This is a genomic window from Ensifer sp. ENS09, from assembly GCF_014852425.1.
GTDB lineage: Bacteria > Pseudomonadota > Alphaproteobacteria > Rhizobiales > Rhizobiaceae > Ensifer.
Genome location: NZ_JACVBP010000008.1, coordinates 59677 through 82421, shown reverse-complemented (window position 1 = coordinate 82421; position 22745 = coordinate 59677). Strand labels below are relative to the sequence as shown.

Below are 22745 nucleotides of genomic sequence, written 5' to 3'. Positions count from 1 at the left end.
TGGGGGCATCCAGTACCGGCGTGGGAGGAAACCTTGCCGGCTGGCCATATTTCATCCGGGAGGAAGAAGATGAAAACCCTCAATGCATTGCTCGGCGCCGTCGCCGCCCTTTCTATTTTTGCCGTTTCCGCCAACGCACAGACCTATCCCGAGCGTTCAATCACCATGGTCGTGCCCTTCTCCGCCGGTGGCCCGACGGATACGGTTGCGCGTCTGGTTGCCGAATCCATGTCGAAGGATCTCGGCCAGCAGATCATCGTCGAGAACGTCGGCGGCGCCGGCGGCACGCTTGGCGCAGGTCGCGTCGCCCAGGCCGATCCGGACGGCTATACCGTTCTGCTCCACCACATCGGCATGGCGACCAGCGCAACGCTCTACCGCAAGCTCGCCTATGACACGCTGAACGCCTTCGAATATGTCGGCCTCGTCACCGAGGTGCCGATGACCATCGTTGCCCGCAAGGATCTCGAGCCGACCGACCTCAAGAGCCTCGTCGAATATGTGAAGGCGAACAAGGACACGGTTACCGTCGCCAACGCCGGCATCGGCGCCGCCTCGCACCTTTGCGGCATGATGTTCATGAGCGCCATCGAAACGCCGCTGACCACCGTTCCCTACAAGGGCACCGGCCCGGCGATGACCGACCTTCTCGGTGGCCAGGTCGATATCATGTGCGACCAGACGACCAACACCACCAAGCAGATCCAGGGCGGCACGATCAAGGCTTACGCCGTTACCTCGCCGGAACGCCTCAAGGTCTTCCCGGACCTGCCGACCACCTCCGAAGGTGGCCTGCCGAACCTGCAGGTCGGCATCTGGCACGGCGTCTACGCGCCGAAGGGTACGCCGACTGAAGTGACCGAACGCCTGTCGAAGTCGCTGCAGGTCGCGCTCAAGGATCCGAACGTGGTTGCCCGCTTCGGCGAACTCGGCACCGAGCCATCTTCGGACGCAGACGCCACGCCGGCCGCACTGAAGACCAAGCTCGAAGGCGAAATCGCCCGCTGGAAGCCGGTCATCGAAGCCGCCGGCCAGTACGCCGACTAATCCATCGCTCATCGCGCCGCGCTCTCGATCCGTCTCGGGGCGCGGCGGTTCTGACATGGGCATCCGGCGGTGTCCGGGTGGGCGCCGTCAACACTGGTTGACAGCTGTCAACGCGACGTTGCCCAATGTGCGAACCCGGCGCGAGCCGGCAATGCCAATGCGGGGGGCCGTCGACGCCTCGGCCCGGCTACCCCCGCGAAAACAAATGGGGACACGATGAAATCACTCTCCTTCGATAGCACCAATGCGCTCTGCGGCGGGATCCTGACCGCGGTCGGCCTGTTCTTCGCCTGGCAGGCCTTCAACCTCGAGCTCGGCACGGCCTTCCGCATGGGGCCCGGCTATTTCCCGCTCGTGCTCGCGATCATCCTGACGCTCCTCGGCATCGTGATCCTCGTACAGTCCACCCGCGTCCAGGAGGAACCGATCGGCGCGATCGCGCTGCGTGGCATGCTCTTCATCTTGCCGGCACCGGTCTTCTTCGGCCTCACGGTCCGCGGCCTCGGCTTCGTGCCATCGCTGTTCTTCACGGCACTCATCGCCTGCTTTGCCTCTGGCCGCATGACCCCGCTCATGGCTTTGGCGCTCTCCGCAGTGCTCACGGCCTTCTCCGTCGCCGTGTTCAGCTATGGTCTCGGCCTGCCCTTCCAGCGCTTCGGCCCCTGGGTCCAGTTCTAGGAGACGCGCAATGGAACTTTTCAACAATCTCGCGCTCGGCTTTGTGACCGCCGGTTCGCCCGCCAACCTGCTCTTCTGCCTGATCGGCGTGCTTCTCGGCACCCTGATCGGCGTGCTTCCCGGCATCGGCGCCACCGCAACCATCGCAATGCTCCTGCCGATCACCTTCCAGCTCGAGCCGGTCTCCTCGCTGATCATGCTGGCCGGTATCTACTACGGCGCGCAATATGGCGGCTCGACCACGGCAATCCTGATCAACATGCCGGGCGAATCCTCGTCGGCCGTCACTGCGATCGACGGCTACCAGATGGCCCGCAAAGGGCGAGCGGGCGCGGCCCTTGCGATCGCAGCCCTTGGCTCATTCTTCGCCGGCACCGTTTCCACGTTCCTCGTCGCGGTCTTCGCACCACCACTGACGGAAATCGCCCTGAAGTTCGGCGCCGCCGAGTACTTTTCGCTGATGATCGTCGGTCTCGTCTCGTCGATCGCGCTCGCGCACGGGTCGATCGTCAAGGCGCTGGCCATGGTCGCCCTCGGCCTTTTGCTTGGGCTCGTCGGCACGGATATTTACTCCGGCACGCCGCGCTTTACCCTCGGCATCCGCGAATATGCCGACGGACTGAATTTCGTGGCCCTCGCCGTCGGCGTCTTCGGCATAGCCGAGATCCTGCGCAACCTTGAAAACGAAAGCACCCGCGAGGTGCTGATGGCCAAGGTCACCGACCTGATGCCGACAAAGGACGATTTCAAGCGCATGTTCGCCCCCGTCGTGCGCGGTACCATCATCGGCTCGGCGCTCGGCATCCTGCCCGGCGGCGGCGCGATCCTCGCCGCCTTTGCGTCCTACACCGTGGAGAAACGCGTCTCGGACCATCCCGAGGAGTTCGGCCACGGCGCCATCGCCGGCGTTGCCGGTCCGGAAAGCGCCAACAATGCCGGCGCGCAGACCTCGTTCATTCCGCTCCTAACCCTCGGCATCCCGGCCAACCCGGTCATGGCGCTGATGATCGGTGCGATGATCATCCAGGGCATCGTGCCCGGACCGAACGTTGCCACCGAGCAGCCGGCCCTCTTTTGGGGCATCATCGCCTCGATGTGGATTGGCAACCTGATGCTGGTGGTTCTGAACCTGCCGTTGATCGGGCTTTGGGTGAAGCTGCTCAAGATCCCTTACTACGTGCTCTTCCCGATCATCATGGCCTTCTGCTCGATCGGGGTCTACAGCGTCAACTCCAACGTCTACGACCTCTATGCCGTCGCCTTCTTCGGCCTGGTCGGCTACCTGCTGTTGAAGCTGCGCTGCGAACCGGCGCCGCTGCTGCTCGGCTTCGTGCTCGGGCCACTGCTAGAAGAAAACCTTCGTCGGGCCATGATCCTGTCACGCGGCGACCCGACGACCTTCGTTACCCGGCCGATCAGCGCCATCCTGCTTCTGATTGCGGCTCTGGTGCTCGTCGTCGTGTTCCTGCCCAGCGTTAAGGCCAAGCGCCAGGAGGTCTTTGTCGAGGAGGATTGATCCTGCCCTCCAATTTCGTCAAAATATCAATATAATTCAATAACTTAACCGCCGCGCCTCCAATTGGATGCGCGGCGGTTTGCTGCCTGCGGCATTCTGCCCCTGCGCGGTTTGCCACATTGAGCTTTATCAAGCCGGTCGCCTATCTCTGCCCCATCGAAACAGAAACGAGCCGGGACGATGACACGTCGCGAGAAAGCCAGATGGAACAATGCCGTGCGCATGCTTTGCGCCGCGGCTCTATTCCTGCTTGGTTTTGCCCATCTCGGCCCTGCGCTCGCCGCTCGCCTGCCGGCGGCGGAACTGGCGCTTTATGCCCTGCCTGACGGATCCTTGCCCGACTTTTGCCAGACCGGTTTGGGTGAAGACGGCAAGGAGCAGCCCGGTCATAAACATGTCTGCAGCGCCTGTCGGTTCTTCTGGGCGCTGCTGGCACCGCCGGACGGTTCTCTTAGCGAACGTCTGGAGGGTAGCCGCACGCCAGCAATCCGGGTGTCGGCAGTTCAACCGACGCCGCAAGTTCACGCTCCCAATGCCCGTCCCCGAGGCCCACCGCAGGTCGTCATCCGGCTTTGACCTCCGTTGACAGCTGTCAACATCCTCCTTCGACGCCGGTCGGCATTGGGGCGTCACGCCCCCTTGCGTCGGTCATGCGGACGTTTTTCATGCCAGAAACCCAGACCACTGCCGCGCCAGCGGCTCCCCCTCGCGCGTCCTCGATAAGGCCGCCTCGCCCGGCATCGCGCAGCCGTGTCGTCGGCGAAAACCTGACCCTGCTCTATGAGGGCGGACGCAATCGCGCGCTCTACCGCATCGTTGACGGCTGCGTCGTGCTTTCGCAACTCCTCGACGACGGTCGCCGGCAGATCACCGACGTGCTCGGGCCGGGCCGGCTCTTCGGCTTCACCATCGACGGCCGCAATATCGCCACCGCCGAAACGCTGAGCATCGCCCGCATCGAACCCTTGGGTGATGCGGATCTCAACGCAACCAATCCGGCCGTTGCAAGCGAGCTGAAGACGACGCTTCACCGGATGCAGGTTCATGCCACGCTGCTTGGCCGCAAGACCGCCAGCGAGAAAGTCGCCAGCGCACTGGTGGAACTGTCGCGCCTGTTCAACCGGACCGGCCGCAACGGCGCCCCTGCCCGGTTGAGCTTCCACCTGCACCTGACCCGCGCCGACCTTGCGGACTGGCTCGGTCTTACCGTCGAAACGGTGAGCCGTTGTCTCAACCGCTTCAAGCGCGAGGGCCTGATCGACTTCAGCCACCCGAAGACAATGCGTGTCCTTGATCCCGAACGCCTCGAAGCGACCGCTGGCCTCGCCCGCCAACGGACCGGCGACACGACACGCCCCTGAATAAAACACGCGCCGCCTGTTCCCCCAATGCGGCCACCTACGCAAAGGAAAAACCATGATTGCGAGACTTGTCTACCACGTGCCGGTGTTCGGCTGGATGCTGAAGGAAGCCGTGCAAGGTTCACAGACCGCCAAGGTGCTGTTTCTCGTCAACTGTGCGCTGCTCTGGCTGCTCGCCATCCTCACCTTCGGATACCCGGCAATCATCATTCCGGCCCTGACACTGGTGCCGGTAATCTTCGTTCTGCTGATCCTGATCACGATGGGCTGACGCCGCCCATCCCGGCATCAAGCTTTCAGGCCTAACGCCCGCTCAAAGCACGCCCCAGCCGCGGTAACGCCCGCGGCCGGTCATCTCGCGGATGCCAAGCTCGCGAACGAGGTTCAGCGCGCCACGCGGTGTTACGCCGACATGCTTGGCGACCAAAGCCGCCGAAACGATCGGCCGCGACAGAACCAGGTCGATCAGGGCCGGTAGGCTGCTGTTGGAACGACGATCGCGGATGCGCATGTCCATCTGGGTCTTCGCGAGCGACAGCCGGTCGAGTTCCTTGAGACCGAGATCCGCCGTCACCGTCATCGCCTCCAGGAACGCGCTCCAACGGGTCAGGGCATCCTGGGACCTCCGTCGCTCATAGCGGATGGTCTTCAGACCTGTGTTGAACGACAGCAGGTGGGAGGTGACTTTGCCTCTGGAACGCAGGTAAGCGCCGACCAACAGTGCCCCCAACCAATGCTGACGGCGCAGGGGTTCCTTCCGATCCCAGGCATCGAAAAGCAAGGCGGCGCCAAGGCAGGGCGGCAACTGATCAGCCGCAGCTGTCATCTGGCGCCATTCGTCGAGACGTGCATCTTCGTCCCAATCCTCGTCGAAGAGCAGGCCGAGCTGTCCCACCGGCTCGCGCGCGGTGGCAAGCGCCGTCCGTTCGACGACCTCCAACGTATCTTGGTCATGGGCGTCGAGCAGGCGTTGCGATCGAGCGATGGCCGCATCGATGGCCGCGAACTCGGCTGCCATCGGATTGTTGTCGCCTTCGTCCTCCACCTCGCGCTCCGGCTCACGGTCGACACCTGCTGCCCGATGCGTTTCGCCGCGGCCAAGCGCGGGGAGATCAAGCTCCGATGCAGGGCTGTGCTCGCCCCTGAGCGTTGCAAGCCCCGGGGCGGAAAGGGCCCAACCAGGCTCGCCGAGCCAAATGCGGCGGCGGGTTCTCAGGACCGAGTGGGCGATGGTCAATTCGTGGGTCGGCGTACGGACATCCATGTGCGCATCGTGCAGCACAAGATCCTCGACGTGAACGAGTTCGCCCGCCACCCACAGCGCTGCCGTCGCATCGAAGAAATGGCCGCGTTCGCGGTATCCGTCCTCGACGACATGACGGTTGGTGCGCTCATCCAGGCGCGCCAGGGCGTCTTCGGCCGAAATCATCAGCGGGATGAGCGTTGGATGGTAGGGATCGGGAGACTGGTATCGCATTTTGAATGTAAACGGTTGCTGCGGATGTTGACCGTAACACGAGAATCATTTCCCCCAACAGGCAGGAGACGCTTTCTCCACCGCTTGAAGACGGCAAGCTGCGCCGACTGATTACGGTTGCTCGACGGCGCGAGCATCACTATTCAGATGGGAATTGCCTTGTTGAGGTGCGTTGCGTTGACAGCTGTCAACCCTGTTGGTCTCCTCGTTCTTCGCGTACCATACTCGCTGTCTCCTCCGGTTATGCTCGTGTTTCGCAATCACGCGGCAACGGGGTCCGCCTGTCTGAAGCTTGTACGCCGTACGTTACCTTTTCGCGGCTCAGCGTTTTGAGGGGAGGGGGCGCAGCTCCAAACCGTCAACCTGTTGACAGCTGGCAACAGCCCGCTCATTTGCCACCTAAACAGCTTGGATTCCGCCGCTAAATCCGGCTCCAGTAAGGATCACTGAAGAGGCTCAATCTCTCGCTCGAGTTCAAGGAATTCGAAACCTTGGAGAACATATCCGCGCAACGGAACAGAACACCCTTTTCCTTTCCAAAAGAAAGAGAAACAGCAATGGTTTCCGAGGAATGGCGACAGGCTGAAAACGATCTCAGAGGTGAGAATAACCGAGAGATGTCAACGAATCCCTGCACGTCCAGTGTCCCGCATTTCACCGTCACAGACAAGCCGCACCGATGCCGAACGGCCCATGCCGTTGCGCTGTTCATCCGTTCATGGCAACCGCTCCAGCCTGGGCACGTAAGCGGGCCGATAGCATCGCCGAGACGGTGAATGTCTGGCTTCTCGCCCGACGCGTCAGGTCACGGAGGTAACCTCCGGCCGAATGAATGTGCTCCGATCGTTCGAGAAGGCAGGCGAGTACCGTTGCCGTCGTTTCGGGACCAAGCACCGTGCATGCCTCATCGTAGGCCTCCGGGCTGACGCCGAGCATCGTCCTGACGACGGTTGCCGCTAAGAACATGTCCCGCCAGCTGCCAATTTGCCCCGTCGGGCCATAATCGCGGATCTGTGGACATGCTTTCAGTACCACCGGCAGCGTGCCGACGTGATCGTGAAGGCGGGAAGGGGTGGACGACCTTGCACGGCCTGCAACAATGTCAGCATCGGCCATGCATGATGTCTTGGTGTCAGCCAGATCCGAAAGTGCCGCTTCAGCCCTTTCACAAGCGGTTTCAGATTCAGATTGATAATCGGATTCTGAATTCTGTATGTGCCGCTCATCCTGGCGTTCATTGGCAGCCGTATTCTGCGTTTTCAGCAGGTTTTCCAGATAATTAGTCAGATTGTCGCGGAGCGCCGACAAAACGGCAAGCGCGCGCTCTACTTCGGTTATGAGCGGCTTGCGCGACAGTGCCGTGTAGATGGCCTGGCACCGGGTTTCGGCTTCTTCCGCTTGGGGAACATCGGACTGGCGCAGGAGCTCGACGAGCTTGACGACGTCGCGCCGGCAAAGGCTGAGACGTTCGCGCATTACCTGCAGGTATCGACGGTCCGCATCCAGCCGGGCGGCCTCTGCCGCGAACTCAGACGCGCGTGCGAGCATCGGTGCGAGATCGAAGCCAAAGGCCTGGCCAATCGCGCCCTTGCGGTCACGGCGTGCATAACGCTTGCCGTTTGGGCTGTCGCGCCTGAGGATAAGGCCAGCCTCGACAAGAGCCGTCAGATGCCGCCTCAGCGTCGTTTCGGCCATGCCGTGCGTGCGGAGCGAAAGCTGCGCATTCGACGGAAACACGACGAGGCCGGCAGCCGGGTCGAGTTCGGTCTTCGGATAAAACGACAGCAGTGCATTCAGCACCGCGAGCGAACGGTCGGAAACCCCAAGGCTTGACTTGGCGGCACATACCGTTCGAAACAATTTCCACTTGTCGACGCTCCCGTCGTCGACGGCCGATCCGCTGGAAAGCTGGTGTGCCAGCATCCCAAGCGTCATCGACCGCCGCCCGAAGGGCGTCGTGACAATCCCACGATCCATTTTCTTCACCTTTTCCAAGGCAAAAGAAATCCGTTCGCCGAAACGACGTTGAAAACTCTTGACACCGATTCGCGGAAATGGGATTCTCTAGTTGCTACACGAGAGAAGGGTTTCCGCAGCGCTAGTCGTTCGGAAGCCTTTTTCTTTTGCTCAGTTAGTCTCCTGTTTCCTCTTGATATTCGAGGTACAGAGCTTTGAGCCTCTGCCTCACGAAATCTGCAAAGCCCGGTGCCGTCTTGCTGTTGAAGGCAAGCGTTGTCTCGCTGTCCGTTTCACGGATACGCACTGGGGTTGTGTTATCTGGCGCCAGCCATGGGATCGGCCGTGCACGCGCCCTGGAGGCGCTTAAGAAAGTACATAAGGCGTCGAAGCGCTGATCGCTGCCAGCCTTCTGGAATTCTCGGCTTTGCATGAAGGCATCTGCCGCACCCTGCTTGCCGTCTTGCGCGACGAGGTCAGCGAGTTCGAACCAGCGGCGCCGTCCAATGGATGGCGCGGGCCCGATGGCCTCGATCAGCGCAATCGGTAGCCGGCGAACAACCGAAATCATCTTCGACAGGGCGGCTTTGTCGACACCCAGCGCCGACATGATGATCTCGCGCGAAAACCCACGATCTTCAAGGCGACTGCCAAAGAGCGACCGCTCGATGAAGGAGAGGTCGGAACGGGTGTTGTTTTCCTGTCCCTGGGAGACGACCAATTGCTCGTCATTGAGATTGCGAACGATCGCACGAACACTGCTGCCGATGTCGCGGGCAGCAGCCAGACGGCGATGGCCATAGGCGACCTGGTAGCGCCCCTCGGCGGTCGGGTGCGGCCGGACCAGGATGGGCACCTGTTGTCCGTGCTCCCGCATCTGTTCGGCGAGGCTCAATTGGGCTTCGGCGGCGATCCCGAGGCGATCGACGATGAAGGATGCATCGATGAGCGATGGATCGAGTTCGACGACCGCTTGCCCTTCGGCGAGCTGCCGTTCGAGCTCCTGGGCACGCTCGACCTTCTGCGTGATGTTCGACAGGGACCGGGTGATGCCTCCGACCGCGGTCGGGGGGCGGGCACCGGCCATCAGCCCGGCGATCGGCCGGGCTTTGCCCGGTGCGCCGTTGGCATCGTCGATGCGCTCGTCCGATATTCCGATCAGGTTTTTGCGGGCCATGGATTACTTCCTCCCCCAGACCTTGCGGACAAGGTCCTCGATCTCGCCATTGACGAGATTGAGAGAGTCCATGGCGCGGTCGTAGGTGCCGCGGACAAACTGCGCGCGCTCGACTTCGTAGAGCGTTTGCTTCGTCACGCCGGCGTCGGAGATGGCTGTCGACTTCACCATGGCGTTCTGCAGCATGCGATTGCCGAAAATGGCGCGCATGAAACCGGTCATCTGGCTTTGCGGGCCGTCGTTGGGCTCGAACCGTGTTCCGAGATAGCGCATCCAGTCATAGCTGGTGCGGCCACCGGCCTTTTCGACGACGCTCATCAACTCGCTCGTCATCGACAGGAACTGCGACATCGACATGACGTCGAGCATCTGCGGATGCACGGTGATCAGCACGGAGGTTGCAGCACAGAGCGCGGACATGGTGAGGAAGCCGAGCTGCGGTGGGCAGTCGATGACGACGATGTCGTAGAAGCTCTCGATATCGGCGAGCACGTCGCCGATACGGGCAAAGAAAAGGGTTTCGGCGGCTCCGTCCGTCATCATCGCCTTCGGCGTTTCGTGCTCGAACTCCATAAGCTCGAGGTTGCCGGGAATAAGATGCAGATTGGCCGTGTAAGTCGACCGCACGATATCGGCGATCGGCCGCGGGGCATCATAACGGATTGCGCCATAGAGCGTCTCGTCTTCGCCGACATCCAACTCCGGCTGGTGGCCGAAGAGGGCCGATAGCGACGCCTGCGGATCGAGGTCGATCGCGAGCGTTCTATAGCCGCGAAGCGCCAGATATTGGGCGAGGTGGGCGGAGGTCGTCGTCTTTGCCGACCCGCCCTTGAAATTCATCACAGACAGGACCTGCAGCTTTTCATCGCCGCGCCGGTGCGGGACATATTTGCCCGACTTGCCGCCGTCGTCGAGAACGCGGCGAATGCGTTCGATGTCGGAAACGGCATACATGCGCCGACCGTTTGACAAGGGCGCTGGGCCGTGGCCCTCTGAGGCCACCTGCCTCAGATAGCCTTCGCCGATTCCGATGAAGGCTGCCGCTTCGGCAGGGCTGAAGAGACGCATCTGCTTTTGTGCCTGCGGGGGGAAGATTTTCTTTTGGTGCTGCTGCAGCTGATGGGCAAGCTCCAAAGCGTCGGCAGCCAGAAGCGTCGGCAGATGCTCCTGTGCGTCCTGGCTTTGAATTTTTTGCTGCAACATTGATATCCCCGAAAACTGCGCAAAAATCGTCATATCCGGACAATATGCGCAGATGCACTATGCTCCGATTCGGCGCGGTTTTACAAATGCATAGCGTTTTGGCGGATGTCCGGCCCTGGTGGTGGGAAGGGGGCCATGGCGCCGTCCGGTTGTCCGCGGACAACTCCCGTGCGGCGATGCTGGCATATCCTCAATTAGAGCATAGATTTAATAGACTATTGACAGTCGATTTGATTGTGTCAGGATTGTGTTCAGTTGGCGATTGGATGCACGGAGCTTCCTGATGTTCTATCTCGGCGGAATGACCCTTGGCTATCTCGAGCCGCCCCCGCCTTTGCCGAAGGTACTGAAGGCAAAGCGACAGCCGGAAGTGGATGTCGTTTCCACGACGCTCGATACGGGGACGTGCGAAGAGTCCGATCGTAACCAGGAATGGGCGCGTGCTTTCCTGACCCCTTGGCACCTCCTTTACTGAGGAGCGTCGGCGTGGCGCCAGACTGCGCCGGTCAAGCCGTTGACAGCTGTCAACGAGCAAGCCGATTTCCGCGGTCGTGGAAAAGCGCAAATCGGAGAGAGAAGGGCTGTTTCGTGGCCGCGAATTGATTAAGTTCGCTGTCATGGACACCAAGCAAGATCGATCCGTTTCAAGTGCTCAGCCTCGCGACGCGGCCGACAATCAGGGGCAGATGTTGTCGCTGCATCAGCGCATCCTCGGTGACGTCGAAGGGCGCATCCTTTCCGGAGAGTGGCCGCCCGGACACCGCATCCCGTTCGAGCACGAACTGACCGAGCAATACGACTGCTCGCGCATGACGGTGAACAAGGCCCTGACGGAACTCGTCAAGCGCGGGCTGATCGAGCGGCGGCGCAAGTCGGGTAGCTACGTTACATTCCCGCAGGTCCAGTCCGCCGTCATGGAGATCCACGACGTCAAACTAGAAGTCCAGTCGCTGGGGCTCGATTACAGCTTCCGCGTCGATGAGCGAAAAGTGCGCAAGGTCGAGGGTCGGGATCGTGAACGCCTGGATCTCCCGAGTTCAGGCAAGCTGCTGGACGTAACGTGCCGCCATTTCGCCGGCTCGCGTCCCTTTTGCTTCGAGGAGCGGCTGATCAGCCTTTCTGCGGTTCCGGAAGCGGAAGAGGAAGCGTTCGAGACTGCAGCGCCCGGTTCGTGGCTGCTCGGCAAGGTGCCGTGGAGCACGGCCGAACACCGCATTCGCGCTGTGGCGGCCAGCAAATCGGCAGCGCAGGCGCTCGACATCGCCACAGGCACGGCCTGCCTCGTCATCGAGCGGCGCACTTGGAGCGGACGGGCGCCGGTCACGCATGTGCGGCTCACCTATCCCGGCGACCGCCACGAGCTCGTTGCTCAATTCGCGCCGAGCCCGATCGGCTAACCGGCCTCACCGGTTGTCCGCGGACAACTCGTGAGGCCGCGTAGCAATCGGCACTAGCGACGGCTATCCCGCGGCGACGCGCAGCCTCGGTGATGGTTCGTTGCCGGAAAACGCGAAGACCTCGATCGGTTCGCCGATCCCCCTGACGGGATAGGCGCCGAGATGCTCCATGCTCGAGGCGCAGCCGGCGAGCTCGACGAAGGCGCGCGACAGCAGCACCGGGCGCTTTGTTTCCTTGGTCAGGCTCTCGAGCCTCGACGCGATGTTGACGGCGGGTCCGATGACCGTGAAGTCGAGCCGGCGGCGCGAGCCGATGTTGCCGTACATCACGTCGCCGACATGCACGCCGATCCCGTAGCCGAACGGCTCGCGGCCCTTCGCGAGGTTGTCCTGGTTGAGCAGGACGATTGCCGCTTCCGCCTCCCGGATGGCCTGGAGCAGGTTCTCGGCGGCGTCGGGGTTGCTCAACGGAAAGATCGCCAGCAGCCCGTCACCCATGAATTTGAGGATCTCGCCGCCATGGCGCTCGATCGGTTCCGACATGGCGTCGAAATAGGCGTTGAGCAGTTCGATCACGTCGTCGCGGGGCCAGAGATCGGAAAGCTTGGTGAAATTGCGCAGGTCGCAGATGAGGATGGCGGCGCCGACGGTGACCCCGCTACCCCGTGTCGTGGCTCCGGCGAGGATCTGTTCGCTCGCGTGCGGGCCAACATAAGTTTCGAGCAGCGTTCGGACAAAGCGGTTCTTCAGCCGGATTTCACTGACCAGCGCCAGCGCCGGCACCATTTTCGCGAGGAAGGCCAGATGCTCATCTTCGAAGCCGCCCTTCCGGTCGGTGGCAAAGGTGACGATGTGGCGTTTCCCGAGCGTGTGCTCGAGTGGCCAGGCGATGTATTCGGTCAGGCCTTCGGCTCTGAGGTCAACATAAAGCGAGCTTTGCTCTTGATCTTCCGTCAGGTCCTCAAGGTTGGTGCGAACCTCGGTGCCCCCGTTGTTGATCACGTAGAGCGGGCTGTTGAGGTAGAGAGCGGTGTTCTGGGTGCCATAGTCGTAGAGATCGATTTCACCCTCGGCCAGTCCCTTGCGCCAGAGGATGCGGGCGCCCAGCCATTGCGGATGGTTGATGCGGAAGTGCAAGGTGGCGCGCGCAACGGGAACACCGGCTGCCTGCAGCCGTTCGCCCAACTCGACGAGGATGTTGTCGATGAAGCGCTCGTTGCGCGTTTCGATGATCAGCCAGTCGAGCACGCCTTGGCGTCGAGCCGGCCAGCTGCCATCCTCGGGTGAAGGCGAGGGGGCCTCAGATGGGGTCTGCATTGCTGTTCTCCATGACGCTCAAACGGGTGACGCCGCGTAAGCCGAACGATTTATCGCAGCAAATGTGGAGCATCGGCACCGACTTGATAAGGGGCAACCGGAAAAGCTTTTGAGAAATCTGGGGCGGCATGCCGCCCGCTTCTGTCAGGCGATCGGGCGTGTCGGCGCGGCCGCAGACCGATTTCCATCGATCAGCGGCAATTGCAGGCGCACCCGCGTGCCACGCCATGTGCCAGCGAGAATGTCGATGCGCCCGCCGTGGAGCCGGGCGATCTCCCGCGCGAGATTGAGCCCGAGGCCGGCGCCGGTGGAGCGCGGGCGCAAGCGATAGAAAGGTTCGAAGACGCGATCGCGCTCCTCCGTGGGAATTCCGGGGCCCTCGTCGTGGATTTCGAGCCCGCCTGCGGCATCGACCAGCACGGTGATTGTGCCGGCACCGCCGCCATGTTCGATAGCGTTGCGCAGGAGATTGGCCACAGCCTGCTCGATCTGCCGCGGGCGCGCGCGGACCAGGGCGGCCGGCGCTTCGCCTTCGAATGCCAGCTCGTAGCCGGCTTCAAACGCAAGCGGTGCGAAGTCTGCAGCCATAACCCTCCCGAGAGAAACGAGGTCGACCACCTCGAGCGGGCCGCCGGCATGTTCGAGGACTTGTCGGTCGAGAAGCTGCTGGGCGAGATGCGACAGGCGCTCGATATCGAGCCTCAGGCGGGTGGTTTCGGGGTCTTCCTGCAGAAGCTCGGCGCGGGTTCGCAGGATCGCGATCGGGGTGCGCAATTCATGGGCGGCATCGGTCAGGAAGCGGTTGCGCTGGTCGTATCCCTCTCCAAGCCGTGCCAAGGCCCGGTTGAATGCGCGCACCAGAGGGGCGATTTCGGTCGGCACTTCCTCGGTTTCGAGCTGCACAGCGCGGTTGTCGATGTCGATGCGCCCCGCCTGGTCGGCGGTCGAAACGAGACTTGCAAGCGATCGGCGCACGACGGCCGGCGTCGTCAGCAGGGTGGAGACACCCATGACCAGGATGATCGGCAAAAGGAAGCAAAGGACGACGAGGACAAGTGTCGGCATGACCTTCATCCAGGCCGTCTTGCCGTCGAGGTCGCGCGCCATGTCGACATTGATGCTGATCTGCACGTCCAACGGTTCGTTGTCGCGGCGGGAAGAAACGGTCGCGGTGAGGATCTGGACCCGGCCGGCTTCGGTCTCCACATTGTGCAGGACCGCGTCCGGCAGCGTGCCGCCCTCTTCGAAAAGCAATTTCGCTCCCTCCACCCGTTGCAGCAGGTCGTCACCGGCTCCCTCATAGGGGGCAGGGACGTTCCCGTAGCGCACGACCTGGCCGGCGGCGTCGCGGACGATGTACCAGAGATTGGGATAGGACTGGCGAAGCTCCCGCAGGTCCTCCGTCTCGTGCACGGTCAGCAGGCCGTTCGCGTCGCGCCCGACGGCGCGGTCGAGCACATCCACAGCGGCTTCGTTGTCGACGAGGAGGCGCGGCTGGGCGATGAACACACCCAGGAAGAGCAGCCCGATGAAGACGACCAACGTGGCCGCCTGCAGGAGGATCAGTCGACGGACGAGGACCCATTGCAGCGAGCGCGGGCGAACCTTGATCATGTCGTCGCGCGCAGGAGATAGCCGAGGTTGCGGATCGCCCGGATTTCGACGCCGGCGCCGACATCGTCGAGTTTGCGGCGCAGGCGCGAAAGATGGGAGTCGAGCGCGTTGGATTCGATCTCGTCTTCCATGGCGTAGACCGATTCCTCAAGCGTCGCCCTGAGCACGGTTCGGCCGGGCCGCCGCATCAGCGCTTCGAGCGCAAGCCGTTCCCGGCGCAGGAGGTCGAGCGGCTTGTCGTCCACGGCAGCCTCCCGGTGGCGGAAGTCATAGATGAGCCGTCCGACCTTGGTTTGCTCCGATTTGAGCGTGACCGGCCGGCGGGCAAGCGCGCGCAGCCGCGCCATCAGTTCCTCGACGGCAAAAGGCTTGGAAAGGTAATCGTCGGCCCCGGCATCGAGACCGCTGACCCGGTCGTTGATCGATCCGAGCGCGGTTAGCATCAGGATCGGCGCCTCGACGCCGAGGCTTCTGAGCTTCGGAATGAGGTCCAGCCCCTCGCCATCGGGCACCCGCCGGTCGAGCACGACCACGTCATAGGGCCAGAGCTCGGCAACGGCCTCGGCGTCGGCGAGCGTCGAGACATGATCGACGATCACCTGGCGTCGCGCGAGCGCCGCCTTGAGGGCCGAGGCCATCTCCGGCTCGTCTTCCAGCAGCAAGATGCGCATGCGAGTTTCCCCCTGTGCCCGCACCTATGCGGGTCGCCGATCCGTCTCGTCACCTGCCTGAGGCGTCATTCGCATTCCAGCTTCGGCTGGCGGAAGTTGGTGATGTACCAGCGGCCCTGCTGCATCCGGGCGTAGAAGCTATAGAAGCACTCCTGCTCCTCAACATAGCCCGGCGTCGAATACTCCTCGTAGCGCATTCCGCGCCGGGTGTCCCTGATTTCGCCGCTCGACGAGCCGGAGACGACATTTGTCGAGATCTTGCGCCATTGATAGGCGCGCTCGTTCCAGCCAAGATCAAGAACATTGGTGGGCGGACCATAGTCGATGATGACGGATTCGACCGGTTGGCCGATATAGGCCTTCATCGTATCGGATGCACAGCTCGCCAGCAGGGTGGCGGTAGCGGCGAAGCAGGTGAGGGTGCGAAACCCCTTAATGAAGAGCATGGCGGATCCCGGTTTTCCTGCAGCGCCGGTCGTCCACGGGACGCGCGAAGCCAGCAGTTGTCGTTGACGTCTCGCATGAGCGGATCGACTGCGATCCGGATCGTTGCGGCGACTGACCGGGAGCTAAAGCGCCAAGATTACAGGGGCATTGCAGGGTCGGCTTGAAGCTGGTGAAAGCTGCGCCGACGAAGCCGGCGGCGGGGCAACGGATGTAGTTTCGACCGATAAAGTGCTGCTTGCTGCTTAGGCAGCGCGGTCTGTGTCAAGGGTTTGCGTGGCCTTGGGATCCGCCGCGTAAACCAGGCCCGGCTTGACGATCCATTCGCCCGTGCGAAGCGCCAGCACGTCAAAGCCGCCGCCTGCCAGGCGCGGTGCCACACCGACGAAACGGTAGACAAGACCATCTCCGTCGCGCACGGCTTCCCGTATAGGGCAACCGCCCAGAGAGCCGATAACGGCGCCCTCGAACGCGACATCCGCCAGCATGAAATATTCCGTCGGCAGGCGTCGGCTGGCTCTGCGGGAGAGTTTGAATCCGTTTGTGAATTTCATAATCTTGCTCGTCTGAGACGCTTTCGGATCCGGCAAGGCCGGTGCCGGCAAGCGTCTGCGTTGTTCTGCTCGCGTCCGGAGCCGGAAGGCATGCCGCCAACGGAAAATCCGGCCGATCGCAGGGAAGGTGAATGCAGCGGCACCGGGTTGCGGCGCGGCACGTCTCAAGCCATTCAAAAGCGGCGCCAGCATGGCAGCTTGCCTGGGGCAAAACGACCTATCGGCTCATTGCCTTCAACTGCTTCTATCGCGCGGATCGGCGTAGGATTTCGCTTGGGAAGGCGGGACGGAAAGATCAGGAAAGCATAAGGGGTGGGCTGTGCACTTGCTTGATTTGGCGGAACGCTAGCAAAGCATTGCGCTATACGCTGGGCGTATCTCACCGCCAAACAACGGGCTAAGCGTCGGCTCGGAGAGCAGGAACCCTTGCACATGCGTTGCGCCGGCGCCTTGAGCGGCCTCGAATTGCGCGTAGGTTTCAACGCCTTCGACCACGATGACGGGGGCGACGCAGGAAGCCAGGCCTACCATGTGCAGGAGGAACCGCTCCGCGTCGGGGCGTCCAAGCCGCAGGAAGAAACCGTCGATCTTCACGATATCGACCGGCAGGGACAAAAGTGCCTCCGGTGTCGAAAAACCCGTTCCGAAGTCATCGACGGCGACCCGATATCCAAGGTCACGCACGCTTCGCACGAAGCGTGCGGCGGTCGGGAGCGCCGAGATCGGCAAGCTTTCGGCGAGTTCGAGCACGAGGCGCGATGCCAGCCACCGATGGGTTGACAGCAGATCCAGGAGCAGCGCCCGGTTGCGCTCGTCACAGATGCTCTCGACCGAGATGTTGCAGCCGAGGTCACCGGAGGGATGATGCGCCAGCCAATCGAAGGCAAGCGTGAGCATGTGCCTGTCAAGCGCCGCGATGCGGCCGGCCGCCTCCAGATAGCGTACGAACTCGCTGGCGGTCATGACCTCGCCGTCCGGTCGGATGATCCTTCCCAGACACTCCGAATAGAGTACGGTGCCGACATCGGCGACGGCATTGACGTGTTGAAGGGAAAACCCGACGCGGCCTTCTTTTGCTGCGTGGTCGAAAATTTCCACAACACGATCAAGCATTTAAACTCCATTGGCTTGGACGCGGGTTCGGTCGCAGCCGCCGACTCACCAGAGATGAGCCGGCGGCCAGCTTCTGGCTATTGGGCAATCTCCGGTTCGGGCTCGACGACGACCACCGTCGGCGGCGGCAGCGTGCCGCGGATTTCGTCGATCTTGCCGACGGCCGGGCCGACGCCAAGGATGCCCTTAGCTTCGTCGACCATACCGTCGGTTACCACGCCATCCTTGGTGAAGCCGGCAAGCGCCTCGCGCAGGGCTTCGTCGCTGAGCGCCGGATCGGTGGGGATGGCGTCGACGCCGTTTTCAGCCTCGAACTGGGCATAGGCAACGGCATAGGCGGAAACCGCTGACATCTTCGGATCGTTCGAATTGAGGTAGGCGTGGTAATTGCGATTGAGCGAACGGAAGCCCGGTGTTGCACCAGGCGCCAGAGGCTCGACGATCACCGGATCTGCGACAACCGGATCAATGACAACTGGCGCCGATTTTGCCGCCTTCTCGATCTTTTTCGACTTGGTTGCCTTCTCGGAAGCCTTGCCGCCAGTGGACTTCTGCTTGTGAGAGGATGTCCCGCCGGATTTTTCGCTTTTGGTTCCCTTGCTCCCTCGGGAACTGTCGGACTTGCCGTGACTGGAGCTCCCACCGTGGCTGCCGCCATTGCCACCACCGTTGCCGCCACCATTGCCGCCGCCATTGCCGCCGCCGCCGTTGCCGCCTTTGGCGTAAGCGGAAACAGTGAGCCCCAAAGTGCCGGCAGCCATTGGCGCAACGGCAAGCGTCAACACCATGATGCTTCGGGTGATCAGATTCGTCACAGGCATGATAATCTCCATACTTCCAGCCAGTTGTTCTTGGTTCCTGCATGGATTGAGCGAACAACCTAAGATGCAGCGACGATATCTGCGCCTCGTATAGCGCGCCATCGGCCCCCGACCATTGCCTTTGCAGCTAGGACCTAGGTCCTATTTCCACGGGTCAAAGGTCCGAAGCGGGCGGGCGAAATGGCGGCGTCATTGACCACGCCGCGAGAGTGGTTAGGTTGGCGGGGCCTTGCTACAATCGCGCGCCGCACAGACCGGCGGCCCGATCCGAGAGACCTGGTGCGCGTCCATCAACTTATCACCCACTGGAATTCTCAATCCCTTGCCAGGCAGTTCTTGCTGATCGGCGGAGCGGTCGCGGCTTGCGCGATGGTTCTGGTCGGCGCCTTTGTTTCCAACCGGATCGAAGATGCGGTCACCCGGAATTCCGCCGCGACGACGGCGCTTTATGTCGACAGCGTGATCGCACCGCTCTTGCCCGACATGCAGACGAACGAGGTGCTTGACGAAACGGTCGCCCGTGCGCTGGACGAGACGCTTGGCCAGGGAGCCCTGGGTGAGCGGCTCCTCTCGTTCCGGCTTTGGCGTGCGGACGGCACGCTCCTTTATGCGAGCGATCAGGCCGCCGTCGGCACCAAGGTCGAACTCAGCGGCGAATTGCAGGCGGCCTTCTCCGGCAGGATGGTCGCGCGGTTTGACCAGGACGGCGATGTTGCGACGGACAAGGGGGCGGGCGTGCCGGCGCTGGCCATCTACAATCCCGTGCTGCAGCCCTGGTCGGGGCAGGTGGTTGCGGTGTCGGAATTTCATGAAGTCGCCAATGACTTTCAGAAAAGCCTCGATCAGGCGCGTGCACACACCTGGCTGGCGGTGGCAGCCTTCACGCTCTCCTTCTTTGTCGTGCTGTCGGCGATCGTGCTTCGCGGCAGCAAGACGATAGAGAGCCAGCGGCATGCGCTCGCCCAGCGCGTCGACGAGCTTTCGGCATCGCTGGCACAGAACGAAACGTTGCGCGGCCGGCTGCAGCGCGCGTCGCAGCGCGCCACCGCGTTGAACGAAAGCTATCTGAGGCGCATCGGCGCGGACCTGCATGATGGCCCCGCCCAGCTCGTCGCCTATGCTTCGCTGAGGCTGGGCAGCGAGACCTTGAAGCGCGAGGCGACGCCGGCCGCCACCCGTGCGCGCGAAATCGGCGCGATCAAGGCGAGCCTCGACGAGGCGATGCAGGAGATCCGCACAATCTGCGGCGGTCTGGTGCTGCCGCAGATCGAGACGGCCGGGCTGGCGGAGATCCTGCAGCGATGCGTGAAGGCCCATCAGCAGCGCACCGGCGCGGCGGTCGAGCTCACTCTGGCCGACCCGCCCGACCGTCTGTCGCAGGCGGCAAAGATCTGCATCTATCGTTTTGTTCAGGAAACTCTCAACAACGGCTATCGGCACGCCGGCGGCGTGAGGCAGCAGGTGTCGCAACGGACGGTCGGCGACCTTGTCACCATCGATGTCGGCGATGGCGGTCCCGGATTTGACCCGGACAAAGTTCCGCCCACAAGTCTTGGTCTTGCCGGCCTGCGCGAACGGATCGAAAGTCTCGGCGGAACGTTTGAGATCATCATCGGGCCAACCGGCACCACCGTTCGCATGACGACCAGCGTCAAGGAGATCTGACTATCATGACGTCAAGGATACGCGTTGCCGTGGTCGACGACCATCCTCTGTTTCGCGAAGGCGTGACCCGGAGCCTGTCGGAGATCGAGGGATTTGAGATCGTCGCCGAGGGCAGTTCGAAGGACGACGCGACCGGGATCGCGCAAAGCCTCGGACCGGACGTGATGCTCATGGATATCTCGATGCCCGGCGGCGGGCTGGAGGCGATACCGGCAATCCTGGAGGTCGCTCCGTCGCAGAAGATCATCATGCTCACGGTTTCCGAGGACGGAGACGACGTGACCACGGCGCTCGATCGCGGTGCCACCGGCTATGTGCTGAAGGGTGTCGGCGCATCGGCGCTCGCCGAGGTCATTCGTACCGTCGCTTCGGGCGAGCGCTACGTGGCGCCGACCCTGTCAGCCAAGCTTTTGTCGACGAAGGCGCCGGCTCAGCCGGGAAAATCCGGTCTGGTCGCAAACCTGACGCCCCGCGAAAAAGAGGTTCTGCGCCTGGTGGCGGCCGGTATGAGCAACAAGCATGTCGCCATCGAGCTGGACCTGCAGGAAAAGACCGTGAAGCATCACATGACGCAGATCATGACGAAGCTGGGGGTCGCCAACCGCACCGAAGCGGCGATGGTTCTGCGCGACGCGCGCGAGCTTTAGCTGCCGGGAACGACGGAAACCGCGGCCGCACCGGCGCAGATCAGCGGCGCATGCTAATGCGCGAGGGTCTCCATGCGCTGCTTGTCAGCTGATGTCGCGCGCCGGTTGATGATCGTCCGTCCGCGGGCGTCCTTCATGATGTAGCGCCCCTTCCGGACCTGCTCGGTTATGCCGCCCTTGTGGCGGATACCGGTTTCGTCATCGTCGGTGGCGTCTTCACTGGCACGGGAGGCCTTGGAGTTTCCGCCGGAACGGTTTTCGTTGGAATTTCCGTTTCCGTTTCCGTTGCCACCGCCATTGCCGTTATTGCCGCCGCCGTTCCCGTTCCCTCCGCCATTACCACCACCGTTGCCGCCGCCACTATTGCCGTTCTTGGCAAGAGCGATCGCTTCGCTGATCGACAGGCCTCCGCGGGTCAGATCGAGCTTATAAGGAAGGGTCGTCACCAACAGGACCGAGGGCCAGAAGAAGGCAGCAAGAAAAATCCGGCACTTGGGCATTTCGGTCCTCTGGCGATGTCGCGGCACCGGGTGGGCACACTCCGGCGGATACCGGCAAGCTCGACTTTGCTCATGGCCGGCATGGCCAGTCAACGCGCGTCTGCGCCGGTTACGCTTTCTCAGACCTTTCCCCGGCGAAAGACCGGACAATCGTCGGAATCCCTTAGGACCAAAGTCGGGTTCCTTGCGACGTCGCTTGGCGGCCGTTACCTGCTGAGCCGCGGATCGGGGCGTGATGCAGGTCGTCAGGCCATGGCGCAATCGAAATTGTCATGCCTGCCGTTGCATCGTTTCATTTGGCCATATTCTCGACACCGAGATCGTTGACGTCTCCGGCAGGCTGGGACCACCCGGCGCTCATCGAGCGCCCGCTCCTGCGTCTCATAGGAGGTCCGGGGGCGGGCGTTTTGCGCCTATTGAAAGATCAACCATTGTCACACGACAAATCGACCGGGCACGTCAAGAAACGCATCGTGCTGCATTTTCCCGGCTTCGAGCCGCTGGATGCCGGCAAGCATCAGGCGCGCTACAAGCGATCGGCGGTCAAGACCGCGAGACTCCAGGATTTCGATGTTCAGGTCGGGCAGGTGCAGAGCGAGGGACCCGGCCGCTATTTCGACGTGGACAGCCAGGGTGCGGACTGGCAGACGGCCAGCCGCGTCTACATCTTCGATCACGACGAGATCGTCAGACGCCTGAACGGCCGCGGCACGCTGCATAGAATGGGCGCGGGCTACCTGAGCGCTGCGCGTGTCGTCTGGGAAGGCGGCGCGTTCGGCTACTTCCGGCATGCCTGGCGGTTCGGCCTGTTCTTTCTCTTTCCGTTCCTGCTGGTGGCAATCGGCGTGGCGGGGAGCGTGTTGATCGGCACCGCGCCCTATTGGCTCGCGCTTGAATCATCGCTTCTCGTCCTAAGCGCGATCGTCGCCTATCTCGCCTTTTTCAAGCTGTTTCTCCCCTGGTCGGAGCGGTGGCACACCCTGCATCTCTTTTCCGACTGGGAGCTGGCGATTGCCGTCGCGCGTCTGGAAAAGCCTTATTTCAAGCAATGGATTGAAGACAATCTGGCATCCGTCAGAGCAGCGCTTAGCGAGCCGGCCGACGAATATGTCATCAGCTCCCACAGCATGGGCTCCAGCATCGCCGCCCAGGTGATTGGCACGCTGGTGGAGCGGGAGCCGGACCTCTTCGCCGGAAAACGTGTCGTCTTCGTCACGCTCGGCGGCGCGATCCTGCAATGTGCTCTGCTGCGCTCGGCCGAAGTGCTGCGCGCGCGCGTGGGTGCCATCGCCAGGGTGAAGGATATCTTCTGGTTCGACGTGCAGTGCCTGACGGATGCGATCAATTTCTACAGGTGCCAGGTGGTGGCGCTTGCCGGACACGACGATGCTCCGCAGCCGCCCATCGTCTTCATCCGGCTCAAGCACATGCTGTCGCCGGAGCGCTATGGCCGGATCAAGCGCGACTTTCTGCGTGTGCATCGCCAATACGTGCTCGATGCCGACGTCCGCGCGCCCTTCGATTTTACGATGATGACCGCGGGACCTCTCCCGGCTGCCTCGTTCACCAACGCGATCTGAAGGCAAA

23 protein-coding genes are annotated in these 22745 nt (G+C 62.4%); 11 read left to right on the top strand and 12 right to left on the bottom strand.

The window, feature by feature from the left end; all coding sequences use genetic code 11:
• The first annotated feature begins 69 nt into the window (after positions 1 to 69).
• The 6 genes from IB267_RS30720 (at position 70) to IB267_RS30695 (ending at position 4873) form a co-directional block, all read left to right on the top strand.
• Entirely contained in the window at positions 70 to 1047 is a 978-nt protein-coding gene (locus tag IB267_RS30720; protein ID WP_192451182.1) for a tripartite tricarboxylate transporter substrate-binding protein, read from the top strand.
• A gap of 216 nt (positions 1048 to 1263) precedes the next feature.
• Positions 1264 to 1725: a tripartite tricarboxylate transporter TctB family protein gene (locus tag IB267_RS30715; RefSeq protein WP_192451181.1), complete on the top strand. Its 462-nt coding sequence runs from the start codon at positions 1264 to 1266 to the stop codon at positions 1723 to 1725.
• 10 nt (positions 1726 to 1735) lie between these two features.
• A complete protein-coding gene (locus IB267_RS30710; RefSeq protein ID WP_192451180.1) occupies positions 1736 to 3241 on the top strand; it encodes a tripartite tricarboxylate transporter permease in 1506 nt (501 codons plus the stop codon).
• A 180-nt stretch (positions 3242 to 3421) separates the two neighbouring features.
• Positions 3422 to 3817: a hypothetical protein gene (locus IB267_RS30705; protein ID WP_192451179.1), complete on the top strand. Its 396-nt coding sequence runs from the start codon at positions 3422 to 3424 to the stop codon at positions 3815 to 3817.
• A gap of 89 nt (positions 3818 to 3906) precedes the next feature.
• The gene (locus IB267_RS30700; RefSeq protein ID WP_192451178.1) at positions 3907 to 4602 is read left to right on the top strand and encodes a helix-turn-helix domain-containing protein; all 696 of its coding nucleotides are present in this window, start codon (positions 3907 to 3909) and stop codon (positions 4600 to 4602) included.
• 55 nt (positions 4603 to 4657) lie between these two features.
• A complete protein-coding gene (locus IB267_RS30695; protein ID WP_043615210.1) occupies positions 4658 to 4873 on the top strand; it encodes a hypothetical protein in 216 nt (71 codons plus the stop codon).
• A 42-nt stretch (positions 4874 to 4915) separates the two neighbouring features.
• On the opposite strand, the gene IB267_RS30690 is transcribed toward IB267_RS30695, so the two are convergent.
• The 4 genes from IB267_RS30690 to repA form a co-directional block, all read right to left on the bottom strand.
• Positions 4916 to 6079 carry an RHE_PE00001 family protein gene (locus IB267_RS30690; RefSeq protein WP_192451177.1) on the bottom strand — a complete coding sequence of 388 codons (1164 nt, stop codon included), beginning with the start codon at positions 6077 to 6079 and terminating at the stop codon, positions 4916 to 4918.
• Between the two features lie 708 nt (positions 6080 to 6787).
• Positions 6788 to 8056 (bottom strand): plasmid replication protein RepC, encoded by a 1269-nt coding sequence (gene repC, locus IB267_RS30685; RefSeq protein WP_192451314.1) that lies wholly within the window; start codon positions 8054 to 8056, stop codon positions 6788 to 6790.
• Between the two features lie 154 nt (positions 8057 to 8210).
• The gene (gene repB / locus IB267_RS30680) at positions 8211 to 9212 is read right to left on the bottom strand and encodes a plasmid partitioning protein RepB (protein WP_192451176.1); all 1002 of its coding nucleotides are present in this window, start codon (positions 9210 to 9212) and stop codon (positions 8211 to 8213) included.
• 3 nt (positions 9213 to 9215) lie between these two features.
• Positions 9216 to 10412 (bottom strand): plasmid partitioning protein RepA, encoded by a 1197-nt coding sequence (gene repA / locus IB267_RS30675; RefSeq protein WP_371742672.1) that lies wholly within the window; start codon positions 10410 to 10412, stop codon positions 9216 to 9218.
• A gap of 286 nt (positions 10413 to 10698) precedes the next feature.
• Between repA and IB267_RS30670 the strand changes: the two genes are divergently transcribed.
• A complete protein-coding gene (locus IB267_RS30670; protein WP_192451174.1) occupies positions 10699 to 10890 on the top strand; it encodes a hypothetical protein in 192 nt (63 codons plus the stop codon).
• A 211-nt stretch (positions 10891 to 11101) separates the two neighbouring features.
• On the top strand, positions 11102 to 11812 hold the full coding sequence (gene hutC, locus IB267_RS30665) for a histidine utilization repressor (protein ID WP_192451313.1): 711 nt from the start codon (positions 11102 to 11104) through the stop codon (positions 11810 to 11812).
• A gap of 63 nt (positions 11813 to 11875) precedes the next feature.
• Here the strand turns inward: hutC and IB267_RS30660 are convergent, their stop codons facing one another.
• From IB267_RS30660 to IB267_RS30630, 7 genes are all read right to left on the bottom strand, one after another.
• Positions 11876 to 13129: an adenylate/guanylate cyclase domain-containing protein gene (locus IB267_RS30660; RefSeq protein ID WP_192451173.1), complete on the bottom strand. Its 1254-nt coding sequence runs from the start codon at positions 13127 to 13129 to the stop codon at positions 11876 to 11878.
• A 144-nt stretch (positions 13130 to 13273) separates the two neighbouring features.
• The gene (locus tag IB267_RS30655; RefSeq protein WP_192451172.1) at positions 13274 to 14743 is read right to left on the bottom strand and encodes a HAMP domain-containing sensor histidine kinase; all 1470 of its coding nucleotides are present in this window, start codon (positions 14741 to 14743) and stop codon (positions 13274 to 13276) included.
• Positions 14740 to 15414, bottom strand: a complete 675-nt coding sequence (locus tag IB267_RS30650; protein WP_034787757.1) for a response regulator transcription factor — start codon at positions 15412 to 15414, stop codon at positions 14740 to 14742. The genes IB267_RS30655 and IB267_RS30650 overlap by 4 nt, the downstream gene beginning before the upstream one ends.
• Before the next feature lie 65 nt (positions 15415 to 15479).
• Entirely contained in the window at positions 15480 to 15860 is a 381-nt protein-coding gene (locus IB267_RS30645; protein ID WP_192451171.1) for a hypothetical protein, read from the bottom strand.
• Between the two features lie 243 nt (positions 15861 to 16103).
• Positions 16104 to 16604, bottom strand: a complete 501-nt coding sequence (locus tag IB267_RS33565) for a hypothetical protein (RefSeq protein WP_246810898.1) — start codon at positions 16602 to 16604, stop codon at positions 16104 to 16106.
• 153 nt (positions 16605 to 16757) lie between these two features.
• A complete protein-coding gene (locus IB267_RS30635; RefSeq protein WP_192451170.1) occupies positions 16758 to 17525 on the bottom strand; it encodes an EAL domain-containing protein in 768 nt (255 codons plus the stop codon).
• A gap of 77 nt (positions 17526 to 17602) precedes the next feature.
• The gene (locus tag IB267_RS30630; protein ID WP_192451169.1) at positions 17603 to 18346 is read right to left on the bottom strand and encodes a hypothetical protein; all 744 of its coding nucleotides are present in this window, start codon (positions 18344 to 18346) and stop codon (positions 17603 to 17605) included.
• Between the two features lie 279 nt (positions 18347 to 18625).
• Here IB267_RS30630 and IB267_RS30625 point away from each other — a divergent pair, with 279 nt between their 5' ends.
• Together IB267_RS30625 and IB267_RS30620 are read left to right on the top strand one after the other, a co-directional pair.
• Entirely contained in the window at positions 18626 to 20011 is a 1386-nt protein-coding gene (locus IB267_RS30625) for a sensor histidine kinase (RefSeq protein ID WP_371742668.1), read from the top strand.
• 5 nt (positions 20012 to 20016) lie between these two features.
• Positions 20017 to 20658 (top strand): response regulator transcription factor, encoded by a 642-nt coding sequence (locus tag IB267_RS30620; protein ID WP_192451167.1) that lies wholly within the window; start codon positions 20017 to 20019, stop codon positions 20656 to 20658.
• Between the two features lie 53 nt (positions 20659 to 20711).
• On the opposite strand, the gene IB267_RS30615 is transcribed toward IB267_RS30620, so the two are convergent.
• Positions 20712 to 21308, bottom strand: coding sequence for a hypothetical protein (locus IB267_RS30615; protein ID WP_371742667.1), 597 nt, complete (start codon positions 21306 to 21308; stop codon positions 20712 to 20714).
• Between the two features lie 281 nt (positions 21309 to 21589).
• Between IB267_RS30615 and IB267_RS30610 the strand changes: the two genes are divergently transcribed.
• Positions 21590 to 22738 (top strand): hypothetical protein, encoded by a 1149-nt coding sequence (locus IB267_RS30610; RefSeq protein WP_192451166.1) that lies wholly within the window; start codon positions 21590 to 21592, stop codon positions 22736 to 22738.
• Positions 22739 to 22745: the final 7 nt, after the last annotated feature.

Coding starts and splice junctions, on each gene's coding strand:
- IB267_RS30720 (WP_192451182.1), top strand. CDS start 70: ATGAAAACCCTCAATGCATTGCTCGGCGCCGTCGCCGCCCTTTCTATT.
- IB267_RS30715 (WP_192451181.1), top strand. CDS start 1,264: ATGAAATCACTCTCCTTCGATAGCACCAATGCGCTCTGCGGCGGGATC.
- IB267_RS30710 (WP_192451180.1), top strand. CDS start 1,736: ATGGAACTTTTCAACAATCTCGCGCTCGGCTTTGTGACCGCCGGTTCG.
- IB267_RS30705 (WP_192451179.1), top strand. CDS start 3,422: ATGACACGTCGCGAGAAAGCCAGATGGAACAATGCCGTGCGCATGCTT.
- IB267_RS30700 (WP_192451178.1), top strand. CDS start 3,907: ATGCCAGAAACCCAGACCACTGCCGCGCCAGCGGCTCCCCCTCGCGCG.
- IB267_RS30695 (WP_043615210.1), top strand. CDS start 4,658: ATGATTGCGAGACTTGTCTACCACGTGCCGGTGTTCGGCTGGATGCTG.
- IB267_RS30690 (WP_192451177.1), bottom strand. CDS start 6,079: ATGCGATACCAGTCTCCCGATCCCTACCATCCAACGCTCATCCCGCTG.
- repC (WP_192451314.1), bottom strand. CDS start 8,056: ATGGATCGTGGGATTGTCACGACGCCCTTCGGGCGGCGGTCGATGACG.
- repB (WP_192451176.1), bottom strand. CDS start 9,212: ATGGCCCGCAAAAACCTGATCGGAATATCGGACGAGCGCATCGACGAT.
- IB267_RS30670 (WP_192451174.1), top strand. CDS start 10,699: ATGTTCTATCTCGGCGGAATGACCCTTGGCTATCTCGAGCCGCCCCCG.
- hutC (WP_192451313.1), top strand. CDS start 11,102: ATGTTGTCGCTGCATCAGCGCATCCTCGGTGACGTCGAAGGGCGCATC.
- IB267_RS30660 (WP_192451173.1), bottom strand. CDS start 13,129: ATGCAGACCCCATCTGAGGCCCCCTCGCCTTCACCCGAGGATGGCAGC.
- IB267_RS30655 (WP_192451172.1), bottom strand. CDS start 14,743: ATGATCAAGGTTCGCCCGCGCTCGCTGCAATGGGTCCTCGTCCGTCGA.
- IB267_RS30650 (WP_034787757.1), bottom strand. CDS start 15,414: ATGCGCATCTTGCTGCTGGAAGACGAGCCGGAGATGGCCTCGGCCCTC.
- IB267_RS30645 (WP_192451171.1), bottom strand. CDS start 15,860: ATGCTCTTCATTAAGGGGTTTCGCACCCTCACCTGCTTCGCCGCTACC.
- IB267_RS33565 (WP_246810898.1), bottom strand. CDS start 16,604: ATGCTGGCGCCGCTTTTGAATGGCTTGAGACGTGCCGCGCCGCAACCC.
- IB267_RS30635 (WP_192451170.1), bottom strand. CDS start 17,525: ATGCTTGATCGTGTTGTGGAAATTTTCGACCACGCAGCAAAAGAAGGC.
- IB267_RS30630 (WP_192451169.1), bottom strand. CDS start 18,346: ATGCCTGTGACGAATCTGATCACCCGAAGCATCATGGTGTTGACGCTT.
- IB267_RS30620 (WP_192451167.1), top strand. CDS start 20,017: ATGACGTCAAGGATACGCGTTGCCGTGGTCGACGACCATCCTCTGTTT.